This is a genomic window from Clostridium fallax, from assembly GCF_900129365.1.
In the GTDB taxonomy this organism is placed as follows: domain Bacteria; phylum Bacillota; class Clostridia; order Clostridiales; family Clostridiaceae; genus Clostridium_AH; species Clostridium_AH fallax.
The window spans coordinates 115,702-127,685 of sequence record NZ_FQVM01000006.1 but is presented as its reverse complement, the minus strand read 5'-3'; the positions used below and the strand labels follow the sequence as shown (position 1 = coordinate 127,685).

Sequence of the window (11,984 nt, the reverse complement as noted above, 5' to 3'; positions counted from 1 at the left end):
GTGCAATCTCTAGCACCTTAACTAAACAATTATTAACACCTCTTCCAAAAGGCATTCCATTTTCAGCTTCACTTTCTACACTATCAATTTTAACTTCTTCTATAGACATTAACTTTCCTACCATAAAAATTCTCCTAATCATAAATATATTTTTATAAAGCCTCAAAAATCTAATTAAACTATTAGATTTCTTATTAAAAAGCTTATTATATTATGATTATTACCAATTATTAGACTTTTAATCCAATTATTTACTATGGAATATAAAAACATTATTTTTACATGTAAGCTTTATTTTTTTAATTTTTATTGATCTATAATTTACAGATAATATTAATATTTTTTTAATTTTATTTTTTCCAATTTATATAAAAATATTTATTATTATTATTAAGTATTTTTCTATTTAATGTTAATTAAAATCTTGTTTTTTCAATAAATATAAGTTTATTTATTTTATCATATTGATTGTAGACAAGAAAGTTTTTTACCATATTTTTAAAATAAAAGTTAATAATTAGATAATTCACTACTAAGGGTATTGTACCTATATATAATCTATGTTATTGTATTCTCAACGAAGGGAGTTGACAACTATGAAAAATTTGAAAAGAGTTATAGGAATTGTTTGTAATGAAGAAAAACACATAATGTTTATTGCCAATAACCAAAGTGAATTTTGGGGAAAATGGGTTAATAATACAACTGAACCTTATTATAATTTAATAGGTAGTATAGAATATGATCTTTATCAAGAAAAAGCTGTTACCAAAGTTATGGAAAAAGCTTTAGAAAAGTGGAATGCTAATGATTTTAAAGATGAAAATGAATTGTCTATTTTTATAAAAGCTGCTGGTATTATGCTTGATTTCTTAAATATTTATAAAGAAGAAGATTAATAATTTAATATATTCTATAAATGTTTAAAAAATTAATTATATTTATAAGAGATTTTATAATTATTAAGTACAGGATATTATAATAATTTAAATTATAATAAAAACTTTATTAACATACTTCCTATTTTTAATATTTTTATAGTAACTTTAAAAAAGTGGAAAGAATTAATTCCTTCCACTTTTTTATTAAGATTTATTAAACTGTTATTTCACTTTCTATTGAAACAGCATCTTTATTTTCTTCTAATATAGGATTTACATATTCATCTATAAATTCTATTACTTGACTTGGTGCTCTTCCTACAAACTTATTTGGATCTATTATTTTTAAAATTTCTTCTTTTGATAATTTAAAATAATCTTCGTCTTTTATTATTCTATCTATTAAATCATTATTAAGGCCTTCACCTTTTACTCTCTGAGCAGCAGCCATTGAATGCTCTCTTATTCTCTCATGAAGTTCTTGCCTATCTCCGCCTCTTTTTACTGATTCCATCATTATATTTTCCGTAGCCATAAATGGAAGTTCATTATTTACATGAGCTGTTATTACTTTTTCATATACTACCATATTTTCTGCAATATTCATATATAAATTTAAAACTCCATCTAAAGCTAAAAATCCTTCTGCCATAGATATTCTTTTATTGGCTGAATCATCTAAAGTTCTTTCAAACCATTGAGTTGAAGCTGTAATAGCAGGATTTAAAGAGTCAACTATTACATATCTTGCAAGAGCTCCCATTCTTTCTGATCTCATAGGATTTCTCTTATATGCCATTGCAGATGATCCTATTTGATGTTTTTCAAAAGGTTCTTCCATTTCTTTCATACTTTGAAGTAATCTTAAATCATTACTAAATTTATATGCGCTTTGTGCTACTTCTGAAAGAGTATTTAAAATTATTGAATCAACTTTTCTTGGATAAGTTTGACCAGTAACTCCATAACTTTTATTAAATCCCATCTTTTCAGCAACAATTGTATCTAGCTCTCTTACCTTCTCTTCATTTCCATCAAAAAGATTCATAAAGCTCGCTTGAGTTCCAGTTGTTCCTTTAACTCCTCTTAACTTTAATTTTGATAGTACAAAATCTATATTTTCTACATCTAAAACTAAGTCTTGAATCCAAAGAGTAGCTCTTTTACCTACTGTTGTTAATTGAGCTGGTTGAAAATGAGTAAATCCTAATGTAGGAAGATCCTTATATTTAATAGCAAAATCTTTAAGTAACTTTATAGTTTTTACTATTTTTTTCTTTATTAAAAGAAGAGCATCTCTCATTATAATAATATCTGTATTATCTCCAACATAACAGCTAGTTGCACCTAAATGAATTATTCCCTTAGCATTTGGGCATTGTAATCCATACGCATATACATGACTCATAACATCATGTCTAACTTCTTTCTCTCTCTTTTTGGCCTCTTCATAATTTATATCATCTATATGGCTTTTTAGCTCATCAATTTGGTTCTCTGTAATATTTAAACCTAATTCCTTTTCCCCTTCAGCTAAAGCTACCCATAGCTTTCTCCAAGTAGTAAATTTCATTTTATCTGAGAATATGTATGACATCTCTTTTGATGCATATCTTGAATTTAGCGGTGTGCTATAAAGTTCTTTCATATTGTTCCTCCTACGAATAAAATTAAATAATACTTCATTATAATTCGTATTATATCATATTTTTTATTTTCTATCAGTCATATTTTATAAATTTTTTAATATTTATTTAATATAGATTAGTTTTGATGGGAGTGGGGTTATATGTATAAAGTAAATTTATTAGATAAGATTACTTTTGTATTAGTAATTATAGGAGCTATTAATTGGGGTCTTATAGGTATATTTAATTTTAATTTAGTTAATCTACTAAGTTTTGGTAGTCCTTTAGTAGAAAGAATTATTTATATTCTAGTATTTGCATCTGCAATTAATTTAATTCTTTTATTACTTAGAAGTAAATTTATAGGTAGACAAGCTAATTAAATAAAAGTAATAAAAAAGGTTCCTTTTAAAAGGAACCTTTTTTATTACTCTTCTAAGTTTTCTATTAATTTAACTATCTCTTCAGCAGCTAAAGTTTCATCATCGCCTGAAGCTATAACTTTAACAACTGCATCTTTAGTTACTCCTAATGAAAGAACTCCAATTAAGCTCTTTACATTTGCTTTCTTTCCATTAAATTCTAAGCTTACATCTGATTTGAATGATGAAGCTTTCTTTACTAGTAATGTTGCTGGTCTAGCATGTAAACCTGTTGAATTTTTTATTACTACTTCTTTAGTTACCATTACATCCACCTCTTTATTTATTTACTAACTATTTCATTATAAACATTATCAGCAAAAATTTCAACAATTTTTACCTTTTTCATTGTTTTTTAAATTTTTGTTAATTATATTATGTCTAATTTTCTATTAATAATGACAGTGTTTTACTGATATTTAATTAAAATTTTAACTTATTTATAAAATTTTGTAATTTTTCTAATCCCTTTGTTATATTTTCTCTTGAAGTTGCAAAAGATATCCTTATATAATTATCAGCTCCAAAAGCGCTACCTGGAATAACTGCAACATTTTCCTCTTCTAAAAAAAACTTACAAAAAGAATCTGAGTTATTTATATAGTAATTATTTATATAAGTATTATAAAGTTTTGATACATCAATCATTACATAAAAAGCACCTTCAGGCTTTATGTAACTTACTTCTTTTATATTATTTAATATATTTACAGTCAAGTTTCTTCTACTTTCAAATTCAATTACCATATTTTCAAGCTCTTTTTGGGATCCTTTTAAAGCTTCTATTGCAGCATATTGAGAGATAGTATTAGGATTTGAAGTTGTATGGCTTTGAAGTTTTGTCATGTAAGATATTACTTCTCTATCTCCTGCTACGTATCCTAATCTCCATCCAGTCATAGCATAAGCTTTAGAAAATCCATTTACTACTAAAGTTCTTTTATAGGAGTCCTCTGATAATGAAGCTATACTTATATGTTTTTTCCTATCATAAGATAATTTTTCATAAATTTCATCAGATATTATTATTAAGTTATATTTTTTACAAACTTCAGCAATCTCTTCTAATTCTTTTTTATCATAAATAACTCCTGTAGGATTTGAAGGAGAATTTATAATAATTGCTTTAGTTTTATCAGTAATAATTTTTTCTAAATCTAATTTATTTATTTTGTAATTATTTTTATGATTTCCAGTTAGAAAAACTGATTTTCCTCCAGCTATTTTTATAAGTTCTGGATAACTGGTCCAATAAGGAGATAATAAAATTACTTCATCACTATCATTAAGTATTGATAGAAAAATATTAGCTAAGCATTGCTTTGCCCCAGTTGATACTAAAATTTGTTCTTCTTTATATTCTATATTATTATCATATTTTAATTTTTTTATGATTTCTTTTTTTAAATCACTTAATCCACTTGTTGCAGTATATTTTGTCTTTCCTTCCCTTATAGCTTTAATTGCTGCATCTTGTATATTTTTAGGGGTAAAAAAATCCGGTTCTCCTGCTGCAAAATTTATAACTTCTTTTCCTAAACTTTTCATTTCATTAGCAATTTTAGTTATCTCTAAAGTTTTTGAAGCACTTATATCCTTTACTCTATTAGATTTCATTACATATAACCTCCAAAAGTTCTAGGGCAGCTTTCTTTGGACCATTTTTTTCTACTCCTTTAACAGCTAATTGAGTTTTTATCTCTCCAATCAATATTTTTTCATCGAAAATTTCTTTAAAATAAAACTCTAAAAGTTTATCTACTTCTTCTTTTCTTTGAGCTGGACCAAATGGATTTGCAAAATAAGATTCTACAAGACCTTTTTCTGTAGTTGTTCCTTTTGCCATTCTTGCCCCTTTTTTAAATACCTTAATAGCCTCATTTTTATTTGTAAAAAACTTAATAGCTTTATCCTTTGCTTCATCATAGTTATTAGCATAAAGTATTATATCTACTTTATATCCCTTTGTTATATCTTTATAAGAAGATATTGGCATTACAAGTCTTGCATTAACCTTATCTGGATTCATAAATATACTTCTATCTAGTTCCTTAAATGCATATCCTTGATCTAAGTCATCAAGTCTTACAAAGGCACCTATTTCTGTTCCATAGCCTTTTATTACATTTCCATCCTTTTTTATAAATCCCATATCATCAAAGATAACATTCATATCACTTATATACTCTTCTCCTAAAGCTCTAAAAGCTTCTAAGGATTCTGATTTTCCAGCACCACTATCTCCAACTATTATTGCATTAGCTGTTTTCCCATCTTTAAGAGATATATTAACCATAGCTCCATGAATAGGTAGCATTCCTTTTTTTATTGCTATAAGATTATGGAGAGTTAGAATCATTTTTTTCATATATCCAAAATAATCTATGGCTTCATTATAATTTACATAACCCATCATTATATTATTCTTTTCATCATCATAAAAAACAGTTTTAAACTCTGAGTCATCTTCTGCTCCAAAAATATGAACTATATCTGGTTTTCTTCCTCTACATTCTTCTATAGTTGCTAGTTCAAAAAGATTACATAACGTAATTCCATGAGCCATAAAATCTCTATGAAAATATACATAAGCTAATAAATTCCCAACTTTTGCAGGATAGCAGTACCATTCGTCTTTATTAATAGATGCTCTATTTATTGGATTTTTAAATACTTCTTTAAAAATTCCATCTCTTGTATTCTTTTTAGGATAAGTTATAAATGGTGCTTCAAGAGATATAGATTCTATAAAGGGAACATCTTCAAGTTTTTCATATTCATAAGGAATAGGCCATATTAAATTATTTATAAGCATTCCTGCATTTCCACCTGCTGGAATTTGTCTAAATACCTTAGGCATATGTCCTATTACGTTTTTTTCTATTTTTCTATATAGTCTTAGTATTAATTTTGAGAATTCAGAATTAGCTTCTTGGAAACTAACAGAAGCTATTCCCTCTTTCTTTCTATTATTATTTATCACAGTATATCTTTCTAATTTTCTCCAATAAGAATATAATTCTTCTATAAATGAAATAACCTGATCTTTATTTTCTAATAAAGGCTTAAAATTTTCATGTAAGCTAATAACCTCATCTGCAGTCATTACTGTTAAGAGTTTAAAAGTTCTTACCACTAAATTAGATAACTTTTCTATATCTTCTGTATTAAAAGCTTTAGTTAATTCTTTAAAATTTTTATTATTTCTAAATTTACTTTTCTTTAAATAGCATTCTAAAACTCTTTTAAATCCTTCACTACTTAATAGGCTCTCTATATTATCACAATATTTTGCTGTAAAATTTATAGTAACTTTATCGTTACTTATTGAAAATTCTTTTGTCATATTTTACCCCCTATATGAATATATATAAATATTTAACTTTCATTTTATAGCCTTTTACATAACTTATGTCTGATTATAACATCAGTTTTGCAATTATGTAAATACTTTTATTGCATTTTTTAAAAAATAATTTTCTTTCAATTTATAAAAAGTAGTAAAGATCTTTCTATAAAATCTATTCTGAAACCTTTGATTATAGCCTTATTTTATTAATAAATTTAATAGTTTTTATTAAATAAAAAAACAGGGAAGTAAAATCTTACTTCCCTGTTTTTAAATTAATTAATCTTTTAAAATTCTCTTATTAATTATCTTGGTTGAATAATTAACTTAATAGCTGTTCTTTCCTCTCCATCTATTTCAATATCAGTAAATGCCGGTACACATACTATATCCTTTCCGCTTGGAGCAACAAATCCTCTAGCTATTGCTATTGCCTTTACAGCTTGATTTATTGCACCAGCTCCTACCGCTTGAATTTCTACTATATTTTTTTCTTTTATTATTGCAGCTAAAGCTCCTGCAACTGAATTAGGGTTAGATTTTGTTGAAACTTTTAATACTTCCATTATGTTTTGACCTCCTAGAATATAATATTATTAGATATCGTTTACAATTATATATATTCTATAAATCTTTATAAACTCCTTCTATTTTGGCGAAATTTATTTATATATGAAAAAAAATACAATTTGTTTTCACAAATTGTATTTTATTAGCTTTTATTTTGCGTAATCAACAGCACGAGTTTCCCTGATTACATTTATTTTTATTTGTCCTGGATATTCTAATTGTTCTTCTATATTCTTAACGATGTTTCTTGCCATTTCAGTAGCACCCGCATCATCAACTTGCTCTGGTTTAACCATAATTCTAATCTCTCTTCCAGCTTGAATGGCATATGACTTTTCTACACCTTCGTATGAATTTGCAATTTCTTCTAATTTTTCCAATCTCTTAATATATGCTTCTAGAGTTTCTCTTCTTGCACCTGGTCTCGCAGCTGAAATAGCATCTGCTGCTTGAACTAAAACTGCTTCTAATGATATCATTTCTACATCACCATGGTGAGCCGCTATAGCATTAACAACTACTGGTGACTCATGATACTTTTTAGCTAAGTCTCCACCTATTAGAGCATGAGGACCTTCATATTCTTGGTCTACTGCTTTACCTATATCATGAAGTAACCCAGCTCTTCTTGCTAAAGTTACATCTAAGCCTAGTTCTGATGCCATTAAACCTGCTAAATATGATACCTCAATTGAGTGTTTTAACACATTTTGGCCATAACTAGTTCTGTACTTTAATCTACCTAGAAGTTTAATTATTTCTGGATGTAATCCATGTACACCAGTTTCAAAGGTTGCTTGTTCTCCTTCTTCCTTAATGTCATTTTCTACATCTTTAACTGCTCTCTCTACCATCTCTTCTATTCTAGCTGGATGAATTCTGCCATCCACAATCAGTTTCTCTAAAGCAATTCTTGCAACTTCTCTCCTTATAGGATCGAAACTTGAAAGTATTACCGCTTCTGGAGTGTCATCTATAATTAAATCAACACCAGTTAATGTTTCTAGAGTTCTGATATTTCTTCCTTCTCTACCAATGATTCTTCCTTTCATTTCATCATTTGGAAGAGCTACAACGTGAACGGTTGATTCTGAAACGTGATCTGCAGCACAACGTTGAATTGCTGTGGTTATGATTTCTCTGGCCTTTTTATCAGCCTCTTCTTTAGCTTTCGCCTCTACTTCTTTTATCATAATCGCTGAGTCATGTTTTATTTCCTTACTAATCTCATCTAATAGTAATTGTCTTGCTTCCTCACTTGAAAGTCCAGATATTCTTTCAAGCTCTTCTCTTTGTTTATTATGCAGTTCTTTAACTGCTTCCTCAAGCTGTTCAACTTCTTGAACTTTTCTGTTAAGATTTTCGTCTCTTTTTTCTAATGTTTCACTTTTCTTGTCGAGAGATTCCTCTCTTTGTATTAATCTTCTTTCAAATCTTTGAATTTTGTTTCTTCTTTCACGAGATTCTCTTTCAAAATCAGTTCTAAGTCTATGAACTTCTTCCTTTGCCTCTAAGATAGCTTCTTTTTTGGTTGCTTCTGCATCCTTTTTAGCTTCTTCTAATTTATGCTCTGCCTCTTGTTCAAGACTTGATATTTTATTTTTTGACACATTTTGTATCATATTATATTGAATAATTCCTAAAACTACTAATACTAAAATATCAATAGCAATAGCTATCCAAATATTCATATTAACACCTCCTTCGCATTATTTCAATGAATATATCTTTAGAAATATGAAAGCGTAGAAAGGTGCCATATTATTCGCACTGTAAAATATTGAATATGCTAAACCAGTATTTGTTATTATTTTATATTAAAAAATAAGTAATGTCAAGATAAAGGAACTTTCCCTGTTTGCCTTCAATCCCTCTATACAACTAGTATTAACAGTTTTTTTGTATTTATAACAAAAAAATAAATCGCAAATTGCGATTTATTTTTTATTTATCCTTAGATTCATTTTTACTACTTTTATTTTCCTCTATTTTAACTGGATTTGTAGCTAATGGAAGTCCATATTTTTCTCTTATTTTATTTTCTATTTCTAAAGCTAAATCTGGATTATCTTTTAAATATTGCTTAGCATTTTCTCTTCCTTGACCTAGTCTTGTATCCCCATATGAGAACCACGCTCCGCTTTTTTGAATTATTTCTTCTTTTACTCCAACATCTACTATATTACCAGTTCTTGAAATACCTTCATTATACATAATGTCAAACTCTGCTTGCCTAAATGGAGGAGCCACTTTATTTTTCATTATTTTAACTCTAGTTCTATTTCCTGTTATACCGTCTCCTTGTTTGATAGAATCTATTCTTCTTACATCCATTCTTACAGAAGCATAGAACTTTAACGCTCTTCCGCCAGGAGTTGTTTCTGGATTTCCAAACATAACTCCAACTTTTTCTCTTAATTGGTTTATAAATATAGCTACACATTTTGACTTATTTATAGTACCTGCAAGTTTTCTTAAAGCTTGAGACATAAGTCTTGCTTGAAGTCCTACATGAGAATCACCCATTTCTCCTTCTATTTCTGCTCTTGGAACTAAAGCTGCAACAGAGTCTACTACAACTACATCTACTGCACCTGATCTTACTAAAGCTTCTGTTATTTCTAAAGCTTGCTCTCCTGTATCTGGTTGTGAAACTATAAGATTATCTATATCAATTCCTAGTGCCTTTGCATAACTTGGATCTAAAGCATGCTCTGCATCTATAAACGCCACTGCTCCGCCTACTTTTTGTGCTTCTGCTGCTATATGAAGAGCTACTGTTGTTTTACCTGAAGATTCTGGTCCATATATCTCTATTATTCTTCCTCTTGGTACTCCACCAATTCCTAAAGCTATATCTAAATCAAGACAGCCAGTTGAAACTGCATCAATATTTAAAGCACTGTGTTCTCCTAATTTCATTATTGAACCTTTACCAAATTGCTTTTCTATTTGACCCATAGCAGCTTCAATAGCTTTTAGTTTTTCCATATCTATATTTGCCATTATAGCACCTTCCTCTCTACGAACGTTTGTTCTAATATAATTATAATGTATACTTTATCTTTAGTCAATGATATTATAAAAGTTCCTTATAATATTATTAAGGAACTTTTATATTCTAATTATTGACCAATATTTATTTACTTAAACCTTTATTTTTCAGTATTTATTACATCTTTATTTTTAACAAAATAATCTATTCCTGAAATTATTGTTATAATAACAGCTAAATAAAGCATTATCTTAGGAGCATAATTAAAAAATGTTGTTAACGCAGAACTGTTAACTACCATATCTGTTAAATCTTTAGACATTCCTATATTAACTTGAATTAATAATAATATTATAGCTATTATTTGAATAACAGTTTTTAATTTTCCCCACTTACTAGCTGCAATAACAGTTCCCTCTGCTGCTGCTATTGTTCTAAGACCTGATACTGCAAACTCTCTAGCAATTATAATTACTGCTGCCCAACTTGGTATAACCTGTAACTCTACTAATGAGATTAAAGCTGAAGTTACTAGTAATTTATCTGCTAAAGGATCCATAAATTTACCAAATCTAGTAATTTGATTTCTACTTCTCGCAATATATCCATCTAACTTATCTGTTAAAGATGCTAAAATAAATATAAACGTAGCTATAAATGTACCATAAGCTACATCTTTTATTGCTATAAATATTAGAAATATAGGTACTAGAAATATTCTAAGTATGGTTAATTTATTTGCAAGATTCATTATAAACAACTCCCATTAAATCATATTCAAGTGTTTTTGTGATTTCTACTTTTATAATATCTCCTTTTGCTAGTTTATCACTTGACTTAAAATACACATTTCCATCTATTTCCGGTGCCATTTCAAAGTTTCTTCCATAATAGTGATCCCCTTTAACCCCTTCTACTATTACATCATAAACTTTTCCTATTTTGTTTTTATTTATATCATAGGACACCTTCTGTTGCACTAACATTAGTTCTTCTTCTCTTTGTTTTTTAGTTTCTTCATCTAATTGATTATCCATTTTAGCCGCTGGAGTTCCCTCTTCTTGTGAATAACTAAATACTCCTACTTTATCTAATTTATACTCTTTTAGAAAATCTTTAAGCTCTTTAAAGTCTTCTTCTGTTTCCCCTGGAAAACCTACAATCAAAGAAGTTCTAATTATAACATTTGGAATTTCTTTTCTTAATAAATCAATTTTCCCTAATATATCTTCTTTTGTTGTTTTTCTGCCCATAAGCTTTAAAATTTTATTACTGATATGTTGAATTGGTAAATCAATATATTTACAAATCTTATTGTTTGAAGCTATCTCTTTAACTAAAGCTTCATCTATTTCTTCTGGATAGCAATACATAAGTCTTATCCACTGAAGACCTTCTATTTTGCTTAATTCATTCATAAGTACACTTAATTTCTTTTCTCCATATAAGTCTACTCCATACTTTGAAGTATCTTGACCTATTAATATAAGTTCCTTTACTCCATTTTGAGCTAAAGCCTTAGCTTCTTTTAATACACTTTCCATATCTCTACTTCTAAATTTTCCTCTGATTTTTGGAATAATACAATAGGTACAGAAGTTATCGCATCCTTCAGAAATTCTTATATAAGCAGTTTCTTTATCTGTAGTAATAATTCTTTCACCTTCATTTATAGTTTTATCACTATAATTTAATTGTATCACTTTTTTATGTTCTGCTGCAAAATTACTAATGATTTTATCAATTCTATCATAGTCATTAACTCCAAGCATAATATCTATCTCTGGCATTAATTCCTCTAATTCTTTCCCATATCTTTGAGTTAAACAACCAGTTGCTATTAAAAGCTTGCAATTATATTTATTTTTATATTCTGCCATTTCAAGAATAGTATCTATTGATTCTTGTTTTGCCTTTTCTATAAATCCGCAAGTATTAACTATTATTATGTCTGCCATCTTAGGATTATTTGTAATTTCATAATCAGATTTAAACTTTCCAAGCATTATCTCTGAATCTACTCTATTTTTATCGCATCCTAAACTAACTATTCCTACTTTATATTTGCCCAATGTCATTCCTCCTAAGTTTATTAGATTTACACATTAATTTTAAAACTGTTTTCTATTTAAAACAAGT

At 27.8% G+C, this 11,984-nt stretch carries 11 protein-coding genes; 2 read left to right on the top strand and 9 right to left on the bottom strand.

The window, feature by feature from the left end; genetic code table 11:
* Positions 1-596 precede the first annotated feature (596 nt).
* Positions 597-899 (top strand): hypothetical protein, encoded by a 303-nt coding sequence (locus BUA70_RS05095; RefSeq protein WP_072894189.1) that lies wholly within the window; start codon positions 597-599, stop codon positions 897-899.
* 196 nt (positions 900-1,095) lie between these two features.
* On the opposite strand, the gene purB is transcribed toward BUA70_RS05095, so the two are convergent.
* Complete coding sequence (purB, locus tag BUA70_RS05090; protein ID WP_072894186.1) at positions 1,096-2,529, bottom strand: adenylosuccinate lyase; 1,434 nt, start codon at positions 2,527-2,529, stop codon at positions 1,096-1,098.
* A 141-nt stretch (positions 2,530-2,670) separates the two neighbouring features.
* Here purB and BUA70_RS05085 point away from each other — a divergent pair, with 141 nt between their 5' ends.
* Positions 2,671-2,892 carry a DUF378 domain-containing protein gene (locus BUA70_RS05085; RefSeq protein ID WP_072894182.1) on the top strand — a complete coding sequence of 74 codons (222 nt, stop codon included), beginning with the start codon at positions 2,671-2,673 and terminating at the stop codon, positions 2,890-2,892.
* Between the two features lie 44 nt (positions 2,893-2,936).
* Here BUA70_RS05085 and BUA70_RS05080 read toward each other — a convergent pair whose 3' ends face one another.
* The 8 genes from BUA70_RS05080 to rimO all read right to left on the bottom strand — a co-directional run bounded on the left by BUA70_RS05080 (position 2,937) and on the right by rimO (position 11,917).
* Positions 2,937-3,197 carry an HPr family phosphocarrier protein gene (locus tag BUA70_RS05080; RefSeq protein ID WP_072894179.1) on the bottom strand — a complete coding sequence of 87 codons (261 nt, stop codon included), beginning with the start codon at positions 3,195-3,197 and terminating at the stop codon, positions 2,937-2,939.
* 157 nt (positions 3,198-3,354) lie between these two features.
* Positions 3,355-4,548 carry a pyridoxal phosphate-dependent aminotransferase gene (locus tag BUA70_RS05075; RefSeq protein WP_072894176.1) on the bottom strand — a complete coding sequence of 398 codons (1,194 nt, stop codon included), beginning with the start codon at positions 4,546-4,548 and terminating at the stop codon, positions 3,355-3,357.
* Entirely contained in the window at positions 4,538-6,277 is a 1,740-nt protein-coding gene (locus BUA70_RS05070; RefSeq protein WP_072894173.1) for a phosphoenolpyruvate carboxykinase, read from the bottom strand. The genes BUA70_RS05075 and BUA70_RS05070 overlap by 11 nt, the downstream gene beginning before the upstream one ends.
* A gap of 308 nt (positions 6,278-6,585) precedes the next feature.
* On the bottom strand, positions 6,586-6,846 hold the full coding sequence (locus BUA70_RS05065) for a stage V sporulation protein S (protein WP_072894170.1): 261 nt from the start codon (positions 6,844-6,846) through the stop codon (positions 6,586-6,588).
* A 153-nt stretch (positions 6,847-6,999) separates the two neighbouring features.
* Entirely contained in the window at positions 7,000-8,541 is a 1,542-nt protein-coding gene (gene rny, locus BUA70_RS05060) for a ribonuclease Y (protein ID WP_072894167.1), read from the bottom strand.
* 253 nt (positions 8,542-8,794) lie between these two features.
* Positions 8,795-9,856: a recombinase RecA gene (recA, locus tag BUA70_RS05055; RefSeq protein WP_072894164.1), complete on the bottom strand. Its 1,062-nt coding sequence runs from the start codon at positions 9,854-9,856 to the stop codon at positions 8,795-8,797.
* A gap of 149 nt (positions 9,857-10,005) precedes the next feature.
* A complete protein-coding gene (gene pgsA, locus BUA70_RS05050; protein WP_072894160.1) occupies positions 10,006-10,596 on the bottom strand; it encodes a CDP-diacylglycerol--glycerol-3-phosphate 3-phosphatidyltransferase in 591 nt (196 codons plus the stop codon).
* Positions 10,580-11,917 carry a 30S ribosomal protein S12 methylthiotransferase RimO gene (gene rimO, locus BUA70_RS05045; RefSeq protein ID WP_072894157.1) on the bottom strand — a complete coding sequence of 446 codons (1,338 nt, stop codon included), beginning with the start codon at positions 11,915-11,917 and terminating at the stop codon, positions 10,580-10,582. Before rimO ends, pgsA begins: the two co-directional genes overlap by 17 nt.
* Positions 11,918-11,984 lie beyond the last annotated feature (67 nt).